We start from the raw sequence: 18,709 nt of genomic DNA, 5'->3' as shown, positions 1-18,709 counted from the left end.
CCGTTTTGCGGTCGATAGTCGTCCACGTTACTGATCGAGAGCTGTCCCATGAGCACGCCCAATGTTGAAGCCGTAAAACTGGATGAACTGAACTGCTGGCGCATCCGCCACGGTCAGGCCGAATTACTGGTGGCCCAGCAAGGTGCGCACATCCTCAGCTATCAGCTGGCCGGCCAGCCGCCGCTGATCTGGCTCAACGACGAGGCCGTCTTCAAGACCGGCAAGAGCATCCGTGCCGGCGTGCCGGTGTGCTGGCCATGGTTCGGTGTCTTCGACCGCAACCCGCAAAGTGTCAAGGCCATGCGTGTCAGCAATGACGCGCCATCGGCTCACGGCTTCGTGCGAGCGATGGATTGGGAACTGGGTGGCATCGAAGCCGAAGGCGAAAGCCTGAAGGTCGAATTCCTCCTGCCCTACCCCGAAGGCGGCTTTCCCGGCTGGCCGCACCAGGTGGACTTGACCCTGACCATTCGCCTCGACGAACAATTGCACATCCAGCTGACCAGCCACAACCGGGGCACTGATACCGTCAACATCAGCCAGGCGCTGCACAGTTACTTTGCCGTCAGCGACGTGCGCGAGGTGCACGTCGAAGGTGTGGACGGCCTCAACTACATCGAAACCCTGGACAACTGGAAAACCGTCACCCAGACCGGGGATCTGCGTTTTACCGGCGAGACCGACCGCATCTACCTCGACGCCCCGCCACAGTTGAGCATCGTCGATCCAGCCTGGGAACGGCGCATCGTACTGACCAGCAACGGATCGCGCACGGCGGTGATCTGGAACCCGTGGACCGACCGCGCCGCTGCGTTCAGCGACATGGCCGACGACGGCTGGCAGCGCATGCTGTGCATCGAGACGGCGAACGTGATGGGCGATGTGGTGAGCCTGAAACCAGGGGCAAGCCATACTCTGGGCGTGAGCCTCGGTAGCGCGCCGCTCTAAGTTACACCTGAAGCCAATGTGGGAGCGGGCTTGCTCGCGAAAGCGGTGTATCAGTCAGCATTGATGGCGACTGACACTCCCTCTTCGCGAGCAAGCCCGCTCCCACATTTACATCACTACAAGTCCGACTCCTGCACCACCCGCACCTTCTGCGCATCCAGCGCATAGGCCGCATCCGCCAGGTCATTGCTGACCTTCTCGATCTTCAGCGTGCCGGTCACCCACAGCGGCGTGTAGATATCATCCAGCTTCAGGCCCTTGGGATAACGCACCAGCACCAGTTGATTGGGTGGCGGTGGCGGCACGTGGATGCAGGCACCCGGGTACGGCACCAGGAAGAACAACGTACTGCGGCCCTTGGCGTCGGACTCCAGCGGCACTGGATAACCGCCAATGCGGATGCTTCTGTCGTTCATCGACGCAACGGTCTTGGTCGAGTACATCACCGCCGGCAAGCCTTTGGCCTGTTTCATCCCACCCTTGTCGGTGAAGGTGCCATTGGCTTCAGGGGAGTCGTGGTCGATTTCGGGCATGGCCTCAAGGGCCTTCTGGTCCGACTTGGGCATCAGTTCGAGCCAGTCGGTCTCCGGCAGTTCGCCGGCGTGGGCAAAGCCCGTACCCAGTAAAACGAGAGTCAGCAAAAGACGGCGCATGAAAGTGCTCGGCAAAGGGAAGAACAGAAAACGCCGAGCATTCTAGCCCTCCCGACCGATTTGGCGGAGAGGGCTTTATCGACTGGATCAGCTCTTTTTGACCAGTCCGTAGATCACCAGCAACACAACGGCGCCCACCAGCGCACCGATGAAGCCTGCGCCTTGGCCAGCCTGATAGATGCCCAGGGCTTGACCGCCGTAAGTGGCCGCCAGCGAACCGCCGATACCGAGCAGGATGGTCATGATCCAGCCCATGCTGTCATCGCCCGGTTTCAGGAACCGCGCCAGCAGGCCGACGATCAAGCCGATAAAGATGGTTCCGATAATTCCCATGGCATTTCCCTCTGATTTGGTAGATATGCCAAAGCCTAGTCAGACTTTGGCATCCTGCCATGAGAGAACGGCGGTCCCTGAATGGTTCCGCCGCTGCCACATGAAACTATTCAGCGATCAGCACTTCGACCTTGAGGATCTGCGCGGTCAGCGTTTCGCGATCCGCACAACGCAGGTTGGCGTGACCGACCTTGCGGCCGACCTTGAACGCCTTGCCATAGTGATGCAGATGGCAATCGGCGATGGTCAGGACCTTCTCGGTCTCTGGCACTTTGCCGATGAAGTTGAGCATCGCGCTTTCGCCGACCTTGGCCGTCGAACCCAGCGGCAGACCGGCAACGGCCCGCAGGTGGTTTTCGAACTGGCTGCACTCGGCGCCTTCGGTGGTCCAGTGCCCGGAGTTGTGCACGCGCGGGGCGATTTCGTTGGCCTTGAGACCACCGTCGACTTCGAAGAACTCGAACGCCATCACGCCGACGTAATCCAGCTGCTTGAGCACACGGCTGGAGTAGTCTTCGGCCAGGGCTTGCAACGGGTGATCGGTGCTGGCCACGGACAGCTTGAGGATGCCGCTTTCGTGGGTGTTGTGTACCAGCGGGTAGAAACGGGTTTCACCGTCGCGGGCACGCACGGCGATCAGCGAGACTTCACCGGTGAACGGCACGAAGCCTTCCAGCAGGCAGGCCACGCTGCCCAGCTCGGCGAAGGTGCCAACCACATCTTCAGGGGTACGCAGGACTTTCTGGCCCTTGCCGTCGTAACCCAGGGTACGGGTCTTGAGCACCGCTGGCAGGCCGATGGAGGCCACAGCGGCGTCCAGGTCGGCCTGGGACTGGATGTCAGCGAACGCCGGGGTAGGAATCCCCAGGTCCTTGAACATGCTCTTCTCGAACCAGCGGTCGCGGGCAATGCGCAAGGCTTCGGCGCTCGGGTAGACCGGGACGAATTGCGAGAGGAACGCGACGGTTTCCGCCGGAACGCTTTCGAACTCGAAGGTCACCAGATCGACTTCATCGGCCAGCTGGCGCAGGTGATCCTGATCGCCGTAATCGGCTCGCAGGTGTTCGCCCAACGCGGCTGCGCAAGCATCCGGCGCCGGGTCCAGAAAAGCGAAGTTCATGCCCAGCGGAGTGCCCGCCAACGCCAACATGCGACCCAACTGGCCGCCACCGATTACACCGATCTTCATCGTCAACAACCTCAGGCGATGCGTGGGTCTGGATTTTCCAGGACGCTGTCTGTCTGCTCAGCACGGAAGGTTTTCAGCACCGCATGGAACTGCGGGTGCTTGGCGCCAAGGATACTCGCCGACAGCAGCGCTGCGTTGATCGCACCGGCCTTGCCGATGGCCAGGGTGGCAACCGGAATGCCTGCCGGCATCTGCACAATGGAAAGCAGCGAATCAACGCCCGACAGCATTGCGGACTGAACGGGTACGCCCAGCACCGGCAAGTGGGTCTTGGCTGCACACATGCCTGGCAAGTGGGCCGCGCCGCCGGCACCGGCGATGATCACCTCGATGCCCCGCGCTTCGGCCTCTTCGGCGTACTGGAACAGCAGGTCCGGGGTGCGGTGGGCAGAAACCACTTTCACCTCGTAAGGGATGCCGAGCTTTTCCAGCATATCGGCGGTGTGGCTAAGGGTGGACCAATCGGACTTGGAGCCCATGATCACGCCAACCAGTGCACTCATCGTCGTGCCTCTTCTCTCTGGGCGCCCGCAGGCGCATCAAAAAACAACAAGCCACGCAGGATGCGTGGCTTGATTGTACGAATTATGGCCAGTCGTAACCGGCCGAAGGCCGCGCAGTATACCTCAATGAAGCCAATAAACAGCCCCCGTGGCGACCATCTGTCATCCGATGAAAAACAGCTGTTTTATTGACTCAAAAATCAAGAATGCCATCCCTGAACTACACCCACTAAGAAGTCAGATAAAGAACACCAGGAAATAAAAGCTAAAACACTGACACGCCCACCATACGTACTAATGATATATAAATATCATCAAAATCCAACAACTTAACTAATTAAACCTTAACAACACCCTACATATTTACCACCTTATAAATACTTCCCGCCGCCCACTACCCAAACCAGAAACCTATTGGAGCATTTTCAATGCCACGCCCATTACTGTTAGTTGTTTTCATTCACAAAGACTTAGCGGATCATGACGCTGACGATATTTACGAAAAACAATTTAGATGGCTGTCCAAGGAATTCGAAATAATTTCCGGACGGCCGCTCGCGATCATCTTCAAGTCACCTTCAGATGCGCCGGCCCTCACCCACCTTTCCTACAAAATTGACAGCCCTGACCAGACTCTTTTTTCCTGGTATCAAAAAGTCGACCAGTATAAAGATGACTATACAATCGGCAGTTATAATGATCACACTCGTAAATTTCTTCTGCTGACACGTGACAACCTCAGCAGCACCGTTGCAGGGAATGCAAGCCAAAAGGGCTATTGTGCAATTTCATCTATTAACGGTGACCAGACGCCAGCTCATGAAGTGGGTCATATGTTCGGAGCACGACATGAGGGCTTCGAGGTTTATTACAATGGCTGGTGGGACGAAACCATCATGACGCCTAGTACAATTGCATCCACTCTCAGAGGGAATGCCAAGCGCTTCAGCGACAAAAACAGGGAGAACATCCGCAATTATCTCGAAGAACATGATTGAAACGCTTTGAATCATGCGATTACAAAGAGTGAAACTCTTTTTTTGGCTTTCACTCTTGCAGGCCCCTCAAGTGGTGGAGCCCGCTGCCCCACCCTCCAATTTTCGCCATAACAACCGCACGTTCGCCTTGCGCACCAACGCACAGCGATACAGACGAATCTCCAGTGGCACATGCCATTGCGGGCCGCCGCATACCACCAGTTCACCACGCGCCAGTTCGGCGCGCACGCTGAGTTGGGGCACCCAGGCAATGCCCAGGCCTTCCAGGGCCATGCTTTTCAGGCTGTCGGCCATGGCGGTTTCGTAGATCGTGGTGAAGCGCAGTGCCCGTTGGCGCAGCAGCATGTTCACCGAGCGGCCGAGAAATGCCCCGGCGCTATACGCCAGCAGCGGTACGCTGGCTTCGCCCTCCAGATCGAACAGCGGTTTGCCGTCGGCGTCCGCCGCGCAAACCGGCAGCATTTCGGTGTGGCCAAGGTGCAGGGAGGGGAAGATTTCCGGGTCCATCTGCATCGCGGCGTCCGGATCGTAGAAGGCCAGCATCAGATCGCAACCGCCTTCGCGCAAGGCATGCACCGCGTCGCCAACGTTGGTCGCCACCAGTCGCGTGGCGATGTTCAAGCCTTCGTTGCGCAACTGGGCAATCCACCGCGGAAAGAAGCCGAGTGCCAGGGAGTGTGCGGCCGCTACCTGCATCACTTCGCCCTGCCCGCCTTCCAGATGATGCAGATGGCGCAATACTTCGCCGAGCTGCTCGACCACGGTGCGTGCCGTGACCAGAAACAGTTGTCCCGCCGCCGTCAGTTCGATCGGCGTGCGCGAGCGGTTGACCAGGGTCAGCCCCAGCGCCGCCTCCAGGCTGCGGATTCGCCGGCTGAACGCCGGTTGCGTCACGAAGCGCCGTTCGGCTGCCTGGGAGAAGCTGCGGGTGGCAGCCAGGGCACTAAAGTCCTCCAGCCATTTGCTTTCCAGATTCATCACGTCCTCCCGGACACGCACCAATTTAGGTCACACGCTCGCCGTCAAGCCGGCGTCACACGGGCATTATGCCGAATGTGCATAGGCTAGTGTTTAACAGCATTGGCCCAAAATTCTGCACAAGCCTAGCATTCACAGCGTTCCGGCACAGACCGGGTCCATATTGAGATGATTTCTATCATGTCCTCCGCTGCATCATTCCGCACAGAAAATGACCTGCTTGGCGCCCTCGAAGTACCGGCTCAAGCGTATTACGGTATCCAGACCCTGCGAGCGGTGAACAACTTCCGCCTTTCGGGCGTTCCGATTTCGCACTACCCGAAACTGGTTGTCGGTCTGGCCATGGTCAAACAGGCCGCTGCTGACGCCAACCGTGAGCTGGGTCACCTGAGCGAAGCCAAGCACGCTGCCATCAGCGAAGCCTGTGCACGTCTGATCCGCGGCGACTTCCACGAAGAGTTCGTGGTGGACATGATTCAAGGCGGCGCTGGCACTTCGACCAACATGAATGCCAACGAAGTGATCGCCAACATCGCGCTGGAGGCCATGGGTCACCAGAAAGGCGAATACCAGTACCTGCACCCGAACGACGACGTGAACATGGCGCAGTCGACCAACGACGCCTACCCGACGGCGATCCGCCTGGGTCTGTTGCTCGGTCACGACGCCCTGCTCGCCAGCCTCGACAGCCTGATTCAGGCATTCGCGGCCAAGGGTGAAGAATTCAACCACGTCCTGAAGATGGGTCGTACCCAGCTGCAAGACGCCGTACCGATGACCCTGGGTCAAGAGTTCCGTGCATTCGCCACCACCATGGGCGAAGACCTGGCCCGTCTGAAGACGCTGGCCCCGGAACTGCTGACTGAAGTGAACCTGGGCGGCACCGCGATCGGCACCGGCATCAACGCCGACCCGCGCTATCAGGCCCTGGCTGTACAGCGCCTGGCCCTGATCAGCGGTCAGCCGCTGGTTCCGGCCGCCGACCTGATCGAAGCCACCTCCGACATGGGCGCCTTCGTGCTGTTCTCCGGCATGCTCAAGCGTACTGCGGTCAAGCTGTCGAAGATCTGCAACGACCTGCGTCTGCTGTCCAGCGGCCCACGCACCGGCATCAACGAGATCAACCTGCCAGCGCGTCAGCCAGGCAGCTCGATCATGCCAGGCAAGGTCAACCCGGTTATTCCGGAAGCCGTTAACCAGGTGGCCTTCCAGGTCATCGGTAACGATCTGGCGCTGACCATGGCGGCCGAAGGCGGCCAGCTGCAACTGAACGTGATGGAACCGCTGATCGCTTTCAAGATCCTCGATTCGATCCGCCTGCTGCAACGCGCCATGGACATGCTGCGCGAGCACTGCATCGTCGGCATCACCGCCAACGAAGCCCGCTGCCGTGAACTGGTCGAGCATTCGATCGGTCTGGTCACCGCACTGAACCCGTACATCGGCTACAAAAACGCCACCCGCATCGCCCGTATCGCCCTCGAAAGCGGCCGCGGCGTGCTGGAACTGGTGCGCGAAGAAGGTCTGCTCGACGAAGCCATGCTCGCCGACATCCTGCGCCCGGAAAACATGATTGCTCCGCGTCTGGTGCCCCTGAAGGCCTAACCCGACGCGTTACTTGTAGCACCGCTCACCAGGTCGAGGGACTAGACACCTCTCACCTTTTGAGGGCTTGGAGATCATTCTTCAGGCCCTTTTTTTTAACTGTTTACCAGTGAAAACCGTATGTCTGGGGACTGACCAATGTGGGAGCGGGCTTGCTCGCGAAGGTGGCGGCACATTCAACAATGATGTTTTTGATACACCGCTTTCGCGAGCAAGCCCGCTCCCACCCAGAGCAGCTCCCACATAGCCTGACAGCAAAAATGTCAGGTGTTTCAAGGGCTTCGTTTCACCACATGCACCACAACCGTGCAGACGGACGGCACTGTCATCGGTATAGTGCCGCCCCTCTTCGCGTGAGCGGTCGTCGGTAGCGAGGCCTCAACCCATGCGAAACCCGAACTAATAACAAACCCGCGATATGAAACCGGGACGAACTTCGAACCGCCCGTTGTGCCGTGCGCCCACCGGTGTAACTCGATGTGTCTGCCCGGCAAGCATTTGCCAACACAAAAAACAGCGAGGAATAATCCATGCTCGAAGTCATTAACGACTTCCTCTCAGGGAAAGTACTGATCGTGCTCATTGTCGGGCTCGGTAGCTACTTCACGATCCGCTCGCGTTTCGTTCAACTGCGTCACTTCTTCCACATGTTCGCGGTGTTCCGCGACAGCCTCAAAAGCAGCGCCGGGCAACTGAGTTCATTCCAGGCCCTGATGCTGAGCCTCGCCGGCCGCGTCGGTGCGGGCAACATTGCCGGTGTCGGCATTGCCGTGACCCTCGGTGGACCTGGCGCGGTGTTCTGGATGTGGGTGACCGCACTGGTCGGCATGTCCAGCAGCTTCTTCGAATGCTCCCTTGGCCAATTGTACAAACGCACCGACTCCGACGGCACCTTCCGGGGCGGCCCGTCCTACTACATCCAGCACGGTCTGCAGAAGCGCTGGCTGGGCATGCTCATGGCATTCCTGTTGCTGGTGACGTTCGGCTTCGCCTTCAACGGCCTGCAGGCCCACGCCGTGACGCATTCGCTGAACAACGCGTTCGGCCTCGACACCACTTACACCGGCATCGGTCTGGCCGCGCTGCTGGGCCTGGTATTCATCGGCGGGATCAAGCGCATCGCCAAGGTTGCCGACCTGTTGGTACCGGTGAAAACCCTGGTGTACATCGGCGTGACCATCTACGTGATCGTGCTGCAATTCGACCAGGTGCCGGGCATGCTGATGACCATCGTCAAGAGCGCCTTCGGTCTGGACCAGGCTTTCGGCGGCCTGATCGGCAGCGCCATCGTCATGGGCGTGAAACGTGGCGTGTTCGCCAACGAAGCAGGCCTGGGCAGCGCGCCTAACGTGGCGGCGGTGGCGGCGGTCGAGCACCCGGTGGCACAGGGTGTGGTGCAGGCGTTCAGCGTGTTCCTCGACACCTTCGTGATCTGCACCTGCACCGCGCTGCTGATCCTGCTTTCGGGCTTCTACACCCCAGGCTTCGAAGGCGACGGCATTGCCCTGACCCAGAACTCCCTGGCCGCCGTGGTCGGTGACTGGGGCCGGATGTTCATCTCCGTGGCCCTGGCGTTGTTCGTGTTCACCTCGATCCTCTACAACTACTACCTGGGCGAGAGCAACCTGCGTTTTCTGATCGGTGAAAACCGCAAGGCGCTGATGGGCTATCGCGCGCTGGTACTGGTGCTGATCTTCTGGGGCGCCATCGAAAACCTCGGTACCGTATTTGCCTTCGCCGACATCACCATGACCATGCTCGCGTTCGTCAACCTGATCGCGCTGTTCCTGCTGTTCAAGGTCGGCATGCGCATCCTGCGTGACTACGATGACCAGCGCGCCGCCGGCATCAAGACCCCGGTGTTCGACTCCGCGAAGTTCCCGGACCTGGATCTGGATCGCCAGGCATGGCCAGCCAACCCGCCAGCCGCTGCCGGCAAGACTGAAGTTGAGCCGCAAGGTGTACCCGCAGCGCAACGCTGACAGGTGAATGACGGGCGCATCTCGCGCGCCCGTCAGTTAAAGTTCGAAAAACTGTGGGAGCGAGCTTGCTCGCGATGGCGCACTGTCAGTCAACATAGCGATGTCTGACATACCGCTATCGCGAGCAAGCTCGCTCCCACAGGAACTCTTCCTTTCGGAGAATCTTCATGAATTCGTCGACCTACCCTGCCGCCCAGCACGTCATGGTGCTCTACACCGGCGGCACCATCGGCATGCAGGCCAGTGCCCACGGCCTGGCACCGGCGTCCGGTTTTGAAGCGCGGATGCGCGAATACCTGCACAGCCAGCCCGAACTTGTCGTGCCGCAGTGGCGTTTTCGCGAGATGTCGCCGCTGATCGACAGCGCCAACATGACCCCGACGTACTGGCAGCAGTTGCGTGAAGCGGTGGTCGATGCGGTGGATGTTCAGGGCTGCGACAGCGTGCTGATCCTGCATGGCACCGACACGCTGGCCTACAGTGCCGCCGCCATGAGCTTCCAGTTGCTCGGCCTGCATGCCCGCGTGTGTTTTACCGGCTCCATGCTGCCGGCCGGTGTCACCGACAGCGACGCCTGGGAAAACCTCGGCGGCGCGCTGGTTGCACTGGGTCAGGGCCTCGCGCCGGGTGTGCATCTGTACTTCCACGGCGAACTGCTGGACCCGACCCGTTGCGCCAAGGTTCGCAGTTTTGGCCGTCATCCGTTCAAGCGCCTGGAGCGTCAGGGCGGCGGTGTGAAAGCCTCTTCGCTGCCAGCAGCGTTGAATTACAACCAGGCAAAACAACTGGCGAAGGTTGCCGTGTTGCCGCTGTTCCCCGGCATCGGTGCCGAGATCCTCGATGGCCTGCTCGACAGCGGCATTCGAGGTCTGGTGCTGGAGTGCTACGGCAGCGGCACCGGGCCGAGCGACAACCCGGATTTCCTCACCAGCCTCGGCCGTGCGCGGGACAAGGGCGTGGTGGTGGTGGCAGTCACACAATGCCACGAAGGCGGGGTTGAACTGGACGTGTATGAGGCAGGCAGTCGCTTGCGCGGTGTCGGTGTGCTGTCCGGTGGCGGCATGACCCGTGAAGCGGCGTTCGGCAAGTTGCATGCACTGCTGGGCGCAGGGCTTGAAACGGACGAAGTCCGTAGGCTTGTCGAGCTCGACCTTTGCGGCGAACTGAGCTGACAACACACAAAACCTGTGGGAGCGGGCTTGCTCGCGAAGGTGGCGTGTCAGATGACATCAATGTTGACTGACACGCCGCTTTCGCGAGCAAGCCCGCTCCCACAGGGGGCGTCGGCACACAACTTGCTCCGCATTCCAGCATCTCAAGGCTGGAAGTCCTCATGCTCCACTCCCACCTCACCACCCTCAATGCGGTCTCCCTGGTACTCGATGCCTTCAAGGCACAAGGCTTGTCCAGCGAAGCGCTGCTGGCCGGCAGCGGCATCAGTGCGGCGGATCTGAACCGGGCCGACACGCGCATCACCACCAATCAAGAAATGCAGGTCTGTGCCAACGCCGTTGCCCTCAAGCGCGACATCGGCCTGGAACTGGGTCGGCGGATGCACGTTTCCTGCTACGGCATGCTCGGTTACGCCCTGCTCACCAGTGCCACCTTCGGTGACGCATTGCGCCTGGCGATACGCTATCCGGCGCTGCTGGGAACACTTTTCGAGCTGAGCCTGGAGGACGACGGCGAGCGCATCTGGTTCGCCGCCGCCGATTACCGCGAAAGCCCGGCCATGGCGGTGTTCAACGCCGAATTCTGCCTTGTGTCGCTGAAAGTCACCTGCGATGACCTGCTTGGCCATCCCCTGCCCTTGCTCGGCGCACGCTTCGAACATGCCGCGCCCGACTACGAGCCGAGCTACGCCGAACACTTCAACTCCCCGCTGGATTTCGGGGCGCGCAACAATGCCTTCGCCTTCGACAAACGCTGGCTCGACCAGCCGTTGCCGCTGGCCGATGTCATCACCCATCAAGCCATGGCCGAGCGCTGCCGCAAACAGAACATCGAGTTCACCGGGCGTCAGGCATGGCTCGGACGGATCCGCCAATTGCTCAGCGCGCAATTGAATGCGGCGCCGGGGCTGGAGGGCCTGGCCGAACAGATGAATTGCTCGGCGCGAACCTTGCGTCGGCATCTCAAGGACATGGGCTGCAGCTATCAGGAATTGCTCGACGAACTGCGCTTCGAACAGGCCAAGCAAATGCTGTGTGAGGATCAATTGCCAATCTACCAGATTGCCGAGGCGCTGGGCTTCAGCGAGACCGCGAGTTTTCGCCATGCGTTCGTGCGCTGGAGTGGTGTGGCGCCGAGCCAGTTTCGACCACACGGATAACCCTGTGGGAGCGGGCTTGCCCGCGAAGAGGCCGGTACAACCGATACATCTCCATTGGCTGGAACACCGCTTTCGCGGGCAAGCCCGCTCCCACAGGTTTAGCATTTCATGCACTCACCCGGAACTCAGCCGTGAGCAAGGGGCGAATTTCGGTCAAATGTTTTGGCCATATCGATCCCCTTTTGGCCTTTCCTGCCGTTCTCCGAAATCGTCCGTGCCGCAAGACTGTGTTCAACCGAATCAGCCTGCGGAGAACAACAAAATGCTGACGATCTACTCGAACGATCACCACCTGCACCACGGCCGTTGTGAATTGATAGACGGGCAACTCAAGCCCTGCTTCGAAATGCCTTCACGTGCCGACCACGTGCTGGCACGGGTGCAAAATCAAAATCTCGGCCCTGTCGAAGCGCCGAAGGATTTCGGCCTCGGACCGATCGAACGCATCCACAGCCGCGACTACCTCGACTTCTTCAAAGGCGCCTGGGCACGCTGGACCGAGTTCAACACCGACGGTGACTTGCTGCCCTACACCTGGCCGGCCCGCACCCTGCGCCGGATCAAACCCGCCAGCCTGCATGGCGAACTCGGTTACTACAGCTTCGATGGCGGCGCCCCGATCACCGCCGGTACCTGGCAGGCGGCGTATAGCGCAGCGCAAGTCGCCCTCACCGCCCAGGCGGAAATCCAGCGCGGCGCCCGTTCGGCCTTCGCCCTGTGCCGTCCACCGGGACACCACGCTGCCAGCGATTTGATGGGGGGGTATTGCTACCTCAACAACGCGGCCATTGCCGCCCAGGCTTTCCTTGATCAGGGCCACAAAAAGGTCGCGATCCTCGACGTCGATTACCACCACGGCAACGGCACACAGTCGATCTTTTACGAGCGCAGCGATGTGCTGTTCACTTCGATCCATGGCCACCCGGAAGCCGAATTTCCGTTCTTCCTCGGCTATGAAGACGAATTGGGCGAAGGCCCCGGCGAGGGCTTCAACTTCAACTATCCTCTGGCCGCCGGTTCAGGCTGGGACACCTGGAGCGCGGCGCTGGAACAGGCCTGCAAAGAGATCGAAAGCTATGGCGCCGACATCGTCGTGGTCTCCCTGGGCGTCGACACGTTCAAGGACGATCCGATCTCGCAATTCAAACTCGACAGCCCGGATTACCTGGCCATGGGCAAGCGCATTGCGGCTCTCGGCAAACCGACGCTGTTCGTGATGGAAGGCGGCTACGCGGTAGAAGAAATCGGCATCAACGCCGTGAACGTTCTCGAAGGTTTCGAAAGCGCCCAATGAGGATTAGAACAATGACAAGACTCAAGCGTTTGATCGTTCCAGCCCTGGGCGCCCTGGTGCTCAGTGGCGTTGCCCATGCTGAAGAACGAACGTTGCGTGTCTACAACTGGTTCGACTACATCACCCCCAAGGCCCTGGAAGACTTCAAGGCCCAGAACAGCCAGACCAAGCTGGTCTACGACATTTTCGACACCAACGAAGCACTGGAAGCCAAGTTGCTGACCGGCAACTCCGGCTACGACGTGGTGGTGCCGTCCAACGTGTTCCTCGCCAAGCAGATCGAAGCCGGCGTGTTCCAGCCACTGGACCGCAGCAAGTTGCCGAACTGGAACCACCTCGATCCCAAGCTGATGAAGCTGATCGAGGCCAACGACCCAGGCAACAAATTCGCCGTGCCGTACATGTACGGGACCATCCTGATCGGCTTCAACCCGGACAAGGTCAAGGCCGTGCTCGGCGACAACGCGCCAGTGGACAGCTGGGACCTGATCTTCAAGGAAGAGAACATCAGCAAGCTCAAGCAGTGCGGCGTCGCCCTGCTCGACTCGCCCTCGGAGATCTTGCCGCTGGCCCTGCAACACCTCGGCCTTGATCCCAACAGCAAAAAGCCTGCGGACTACGACAAGGCTGAAGCGCTGCTGATGAAGATCCGCCCGTACATCACCTACTTCCACTCATCCAAGTACATGGCCGATATCGCCAACGGTGACATCTGCGTCGCGGTCGGTTATTCCGGCAGCTTCTCGCAAGCCGCCAACCGCGCCAAGGAAGCCAAGAACGGTGTGATCGTCGACATGCGCTTGCCGAAGGAAGGCGCGCCGATCTGGTTCGACATGCTCGCAATACCCAAGGGCGCGAAGAATCCGGAAGACGCCTACACCTTCATCAACTACCTGCTGCAACCCCAGGTGATTGCGCCGGTCAGTGACTTCGTCGGCTACCCGAACCCGAACAAGGACGCCACGGAACTGGTCGACCCGGTGATCCGCAACAACCCGAACCTGTACCCGACCGACACGGCAATGAGCACGCTCTACACCCTGCAACCGTTGCCGCGCGATGCCGAACGTGCGCGGACCCGAGCCTGGACCAAGATCAAGTCCGGCACCTGACAACCGTCTGGTTTGCACCCTCACCAGGACCTGCGCTCGCGCAGGTCTTTTTTTGCCCGCGATATTTATTTACCGCCAACCGCGCTTTGCCCGCCACTACTTTGCAACGGATTGCGCACCGACCCTTCGACGGTGCCTGCCGCCTCACAAAGGATGTGACCATGACCGACGTTTCCAGCCCTCCCGCCCAACCCGGCCTCCCAGCCGATCAGGATGCCCTGCTCACCCAATTGGTGGCCGGGCCGTCGATCAGGGAGGTTGCCACCCACGCACTGCAACCGGCATTGAAAACGCTATACCCGCAGCTGTCGATCGACCCCCGACTGGCGATAGTGGTGACGCCGACCTGGACGCTGCACGGGCAGCGCGTCATCGCCGGGCCACGACACTTCGAATCACTGACCGACACCCTTGTGCGCCACGGGGTCACGAAAACACCGGTGGTTTACCTGGATGGCGAGCACTACCTCACCCTGCAACCGCTGGAGCCGACACCGGCACAACTGCCCGTCAGCATCGAAGCCATCGGACGCCTGCTCAATGAGTTGGCGCCACTGCTATTCGACGCGTTTCAAGAGCAGCAGGTCGACTACTGGAACCAGTTCACCGCCCCCTCGACCCCGCGCTGGCAAGGCCTGTCCCACTCGCTGCGCGAACTGTGGAACATCCAGACCCAGCCGAACTGGCAGAACGACCAGTCTGCGATGGCCCGCAACCTGTTCGCCTACCCGGACAAAAGCACGCGCATGAGCCACGACTCCTACCGGTCCCGCGCCTGCCTGATCGATCTGGACTACAAGAATGAGGGTGTCTCGACCCACCTCAACACCCTGGACATGGCCGTTTTGATCGGGACGCTGGGCAACCGCACGTTGATCCTCAGCCACACCATCACCCAGGGCTTCCAGACCTACGAGTCGCTAGAGGAGCTGGGCAAGTCCCTGCTGACTTACACCAACGGGCAAGTACCCGGTGATACCTTGCAATGGCGTCTGATCGAACCAGAGGGCAACTTTTTCGACCACTTGGCGTGCACCCTGATCGCCCTGCAAGCGGATTCGATTGCCGCGCTGGCAAACGAGTCCGCAGACGAAAACCCCGACCTTGCACCGCACATCAGCCGCACCACCAATGAGCTAGCCCCATCGGACAAGCAGGCGCCCTCGCGCTTCAAACTGGTCGAGCAGGCGCTGCCGGACTGGATGGCCAACGCGTCATCGGGCGATCTCACTGCGTACAGCCGTCACCTGATGGATCTGGTAACCGTACAGAACCAGAACGCCGGGCAGTCCTTCCGGGACGGTATCAAACCGATCCGCGAATTCGCCCTCGATCAACTGCGCGAGGCCATGCTCGCCGAGCATCCCGAGGCCACAAGCTTGCAACTGGCGGACATCGAGATCGTGATCGACAGCGTCGTGGTCTGGGGCAGCTTTGTTCCGCCAGAGGAGCCTGAGCGCACTACGCTGAGCCTGGTCGAGCTGGCACTGCAAAACCTGATCGCCTTGCCACCGGGAAACAAATCCGTACGCAGTACCGGCACCACGGAGCTGCCGGGCTGGCTGACGGTCAGCTACCTGGAAGCATTGATCGTCAGCGTCAACATCGGTCAAACCTATCCGACGCTGATCAAAAGCAAACTGCTCGACGATCCCCTTGAAAGCCTGCGCCGTCAGAACCTGTTCACCAGCCGACTGCGCGTCGAGTTACCGCTGCTGGCCTTGCAGCAAAAAATCCGGACTCAGGGCGGGATCGATGAGCTGGGTTACCGCTACGTCGCAGCCGTGGTTCAGGTTCTCGACGCCAATCGCTGGGTCGACAGCCAGGAGATCGTCATTCGCCCACTGGCGTTCAGCCCCGCCTGGCGCCTGGGATCATCCACGGACGAAGTGAGCAACATGTTCGTGATCGGGCCGCGCCAGATGGACAAGGGACCGTGCCTGCTCTATCGGCCGTTGCTCGACCCTCCCCTGATCCAGTACCCGACGCCGGCCAACCTGATCTATGCCATCCGGCACGCTCCGAAGCTGCGCCAATCCGTGCTCGCCTGGCTGCCGGACAGGGTTCGCGCCAATTACGCCAACTACGTGTTCACCGGCGAGCTGCCTTCGGTCTGGAGTGTCTCGCAACTGCTGGCCGACCCGCTGACGTCCCTGCAAATGAGCGGCCCGCTGACGTTAGGCTCGCGGGTCCTGGCCACCGACTACCTGGCCAACCTGTACAAGGCCAACGTCAATGCGCTGGTGGAGTTGGCACAACGGCAATCGGTGTCCAACGCGCAGAGTCGCTGGGCAACGCTCAAGCAGGCAGCCTGGAAAATCCTCAACGGGGCGCTGCCTTTTCTTGGTCGGACCGTCGGCACAGCCGCGTGGATCTACCAGGTCCTCGATGACCTGCAACAGACCCTCGACGCGAGTGAGGCCGGCAACGACGAACAACAGAAAACCGCCATTACCGACCTGTTGCTGACCCTGGCCATGGTCCTCGCCCATCACGCCAGTACGCGCCGCTCAATGGCCCGCAGAACCGAGAAAAATCCCACGAGAGAGCCAACGGCCGAACCGGCGGAAAAACCGACAGCCACACCCATAGCCTTCGTTCAGCTGCCCGATATCATCGGCGCACCTACCGAATCACAGCACCGCATTTCAGTCGCGACCGATGCCGCTCTGAACCTGACCCGCACCCTGGATCGCTTCAAGATCGCCAAACCGGAAAGCCTTACGTCAGCCATCAGTACCCCCGGCATCCATCAACACCTCTATCAGCTCGAAAACCGCTTTTACGCCCCCGTCGGCGAGCGCTGGTTCGAAGTGGCCGTTGAAGAAACCGGTGAGGTGTCGATCGTCGACTCAAGGGCTGAGTCCCCGGCCAATGGTCCTGCATTGATCGGCAATCAGCGTGGTCAGTGGTTTGTCGACACACGCCTGCGCTTGCGTGGCGGTGGCTTGTCGACCCGGCGCAAAGCGTTGAAACAGCAAAACCGTCAACGCATTGCCGAACTCAAACGGCAACTGGCCGAATTCGATAACGAACGCGAGCGCGCACGGGATGAATTGATCGGCACCTACAACCAATTGAAAGCGGCCAGCGAAGATGCACGCGCCGGGATAAAACAGCAGTTTCTGGACAAGCTCGACCGGCGAACCGACGACTATGCCGCCCCCATCGAACAGTTGAAATCACTGAACCTGCTGGACTCGGTCCCCAATTACCGCACCGCCATGGTCGAGATGCTCGGCACCCAGTTGTTCTTCAACCAGACCTGGCTTGACCAGCAGAACGCGGTGTTCGCCCAGACCCTGCGTGAAACCCTGGCATTGCTGGAGGCGGAAGAAACGCCGGGAGGGACTGGCGATCGTGTGACGTACCAGAAAATGATCGACCTGACCGAGGGTGTGATCGACAAGATCCAGTTTGCCCAATCGCGGTTCGAGGAACTGAGCCGACTGGGCAGAAGTGCCGCCGAGGTCGCCAACACCTACAAAGCCAAACTGCCGGCCTACAGCCTCAACGATCTCAAGGCGCTACAGGTTTCGCTGGCGCGCGAGGCCTGCCTGAAGGAGGGCGACAGCGTTGCGCTGAGCGAAGCCCGAGGCGAATTCGCCCGGTTACTCGACTCCGCCAACCTGGTGATCCAGACCTCACAGGAGCTGATGCTCGAAGGCAGTGTCTGGAATGACGGTGAACGTACTGAAGCACTCAACGGCATGCTTGAACAGTTTGTCGCCATCGACCAGTCATTCGAAGACTTCGCTGTCAGCCACAAGGACGCCGTGGTGGAGCAACCGCTCAAGCATTTGCGCGCGCGGGTCAGCGAATTCCAGCAGCACGCCGAAAGTTACCTCGGGCAGCTACTGCGCGAGCAACAGCCGCCGCAACCTCAGCCCGGTCCCTCAAGGCCGGCACCGACGCCCGGCAAACGCGTGATCAAGACACGCTTCAAGGGCACGGTCGTGGGTGAAGTCCGTCGCTCGGCACCGGGGGAACCGGTGTTGCTGGATGTGCGTGCTCCCGTGACTGGCAAGGTCATCGCCACCTTTCATGAAAAGACTCCCGGCGTCTGGGTTGAGCGAGTGCCCGCAAAACGTCCCCGGCCAACTGCGCAACCTCCCGCACTCGATGTGCAGATCACCCAGGGGCAGGCGCTGCTCGATGGCGTGGAAACCTTCATCAGGCAAACCGAGGCAAGCTCTAAAAAACCGGGGCGTAGCCCGGTTGAAATCGAGGAGCTGCTTCAACACAAAGCCGATCTGCTCGACCAGGCTGCCCGAACGCTGGAGCGGTCCCTGACCGAATCGAACACCACCGAAAGCCCGGAAGTTGCCGCGACAACCCTGACCCGGGAACTCAACGAAGCACGCGACCGGTTGTACACCGAGGGATACCGGTTACGGGTCCAGATGATCAAGCAGCAACCGCCCACGGCAGCGCGCGTCGAATGGCTTGTCGGCAAAGGTGAAGTCGACATTGTGCGCAACGGTGAACAACGTCGCCTCAAGGGCCCGCGCAAGGATTTCCTGCAGGAATACGAAATCCGCGAGCGCAAGTCCAGGCAGGTGCTGTGGTACGCGCACTTCCACTACCCCGCCAAGAACGCCGCCCTCGACACCTTTACCGCTGCACATCTGAAGCTGCGTGATCAACGGCTGCTGGCAGGCGCCCTCGACCTGCGCTCGGCTGCCACCAACCCGCAACTGATTGCCATCTATCGCAGCGAGATCAGCCCGCAACTGGCGCGCTCGCTGTTCTTCTCACGACACTGAAACGTCAAAAAGGACA

At 60.3% G+C, this 18,709-nt stretch carries 14 protein-coding genes; 9 read left to right on the top strand and 5 right to left on the bottom strand.

Translation table 11 applies throughout. From position 1 onward, the window contains the following. Positions 1–48: 48 nt before the first annotated feature. Positions 49–948: a D-hexose-6-phosphate mutarotase gene (locus PMI26_RS23120; RefSeq protein ID WP_007971737.1), complete on the top strand. Its 900-nt coding sequence runs from the start codon at positions 49–51 to the stop codon at positions 946–948. A gap of 116 nt (positions 949–1,064) precedes the next feature. Here the strand turns inward: PMI26_RS23120 and PMI26_RS23125 are convergent, their stop codons facing one another. The 4 genes from PMI26_RS23125 to purE all read right to left on the bottom strand — a co-directional run bounded on the left by PMI26_RS23125 (position 1,065) and on the right by purE (position 3,626). Then, the gene (locus tag PMI26_RS23125) at positions 1,065–1,601 is read right to left on the bottom strand and encodes a DUF3299 domain-containing protein (RefSeq protein WP_007971736.1); all 537 of its coding nucleotides are present in this window, start codon (positions 1,599–1,601) and stop codon (positions 1,065–1,067) included. 87 nt (positions 1,602–1,688) lie between these two features. Continuing rightward, positions 1,689–1,934 carry a GlsB/YeaQ/YmgE family stress response membrane protein gene (locus PMI26_RS23130; protein ID WP_007971735.1) on the bottom strand — a complete coding sequence of 82 codons (246 nt, stop codon included), beginning with the start codon at positions 1,932–1,934 and terminating at the stop codon, positions 1,689–1,691. 106 nt (positions 1,935–2,040) lie between these two features. Next, the gene (locus PMI26_RS23135) at positions 2,041–3,123 is read right to left on the bottom strand and encodes a 5-(carboxyamino)imidazole ribonucleotide synthase (RefSeq protein ID WP_007971733.1); all 1,083 of its coding nucleotides are present in this window, start codon (positions 3,121–3,123) and stop codon (positions 2,041–2,043) included. 11 nt (positions 3,124–3,134) lie between these two features. After that, complete coding sequence (purE, locus tag PMI26_RS23140; protein ID WP_007971731.1) at positions 3,135–3,626, bottom strand: 5-(carboxyamino)imidazole ribonucleotide mutase; 492 nt, start codon at positions 3,624–3,626, stop codon at positions 3,135–3,137. A gap of 428 nt (positions 3,627–4,054) precedes the next feature. Here purE and PMI26_RS23145 point away from each other — a divergent pair, with 428 nt between their 5' ends. Continuing rightward, positions 4,055–4,624, top strand: coding sequence for a hypothetical protein (locus PMI26_RS23145; RefSeq protein WP_007971729.1), 570 nt, complete (start codon positions 4,055–4,057; stop codon positions 4,622–4,624). A 66-nt stretch (positions 4,625–4,690) separates the two neighbouring features. Here PMI26_RS23145 and PMI26_RS23150 read toward each other — a convergent pair whose 3' ends face one another. Next, entirely contained in the window at positions 4,691–5,602 is a 912-nt protein-coding gene (locus PMI26_RS23150) for a LysR substrate-binding domain-containing protein (RefSeq protein ID WP_007971725.1), read from the bottom strand. Positions 5,603–5,782: 180 nt separating this feature from the next. Here PMI26_RS23150 and aspA point away from each other — a divergent pair, with 180 nt between their 5' ends. The 7 genes from aspA to PMI26_RS23185 all read left to right on the top strand — a co-directional run bounded on the left by aspA (position 5,783) and on the right by PMI26_RS23185 (position 18,693). Beyond that, positions 5,783–7,207: an aspartate ammonia-lyase gene (gene aspA / locus PMI26_RS23155; RefSeq protein WP_003229645.1), complete on the top strand. Its 1,425-nt coding sequence runs from the start codon at positions 5,783–5,785 to the stop codon at positions 7,205–7,207. 530 nt (positions 7,208–7,737) lie between these two features. Continuing rightward, positions 7,738–9,189 carry an alanine/glycine:cation symporter family protein gene (locus PMI26_RS23160; protein WP_007971723.1) on the top strand — a complete coding sequence of 484 codons (1,452 nt, stop codon included), beginning with the start codon at positions 7,738–7,740 and terminating at the stop codon, positions 9,187–9,189. Positions 9,190–9,356: 167 nt separating this feature from the next. Next, the gene (locus PMI26_RS23165) at positions 9,357–10,361 is read left to right on the top strand and encodes an asparaginase (protein ID WP_007971722.1); all 1,005 of its coding nucleotides are present in this window, start codon (positions 9,357–9,359) and stop codon (positions 10,359–10,361) included. A gap of 161 nt (positions 10,362–10,522) precedes the next feature. Next, entirely contained in the window at positions 10,523–11,521 is a 999-nt protein-coding gene (locus tag PMI26_RS23170; RefSeq protein WP_007971720.1) for an AraC family transcriptional regulator, read from the top strand. Positions 11,522–11,783: 262 nt separating this feature from the next. Continuing rightward, positions 11,784–12,815, top strand: a complete 1,032-nt coding sequence (locus tag PMI26_RS23175; RefSeq protein ID WP_007971719.1) for a histone deacetylase family protein — start codon at positions 11,784–11,786, stop codon at positions 12,813–12,815. 11 nt (positions 12,816–12,826) lie between these two features. Next, the gene (locus PMI26_RS23180) at positions 12,827–13,927 is read left to right on the top strand and encodes a polyamine ABC transporter substrate-binding protein (protein WP_007971717.1); all 1,101 of its coding nucleotides are present in this window, start codon (positions 12,827–12,829) and stop codon (positions 13,925–13,927) included. A gap of 161 nt (positions 13,928–14,088) precedes the next feature. Continuing rightward, positions 14,089–18,693 carry a dermonecrotic toxin domain-containing protein gene (locus tag PMI26_RS23185; RefSeq protein WP_007971716.1) on the top strand — a complete coding sequence of 1,535 codons (4,605 nt, stop codon included), beginning with the start codon at positions 14,089–14,091 and terminating at the stop codon, positions 18,691–18,693. The last annotated feature ends 16 nt before the right edge of the window (positions 18,694–18,709 follow it).

The organism is Pseudomonas sp. GM33 (assembly GCF_000282295.1).
Classification (GTDB): Bacteria; Pseudomonadota; Gammaproteobacteria; order Pseudomonadales; family Pseudomonadaceae; genus Aquipseudomonas; species Aquipseudomonas laurylsulfatiphila.
This window is presented reverse-complemented; position numbering and strand designations above follow the sequence as displayed.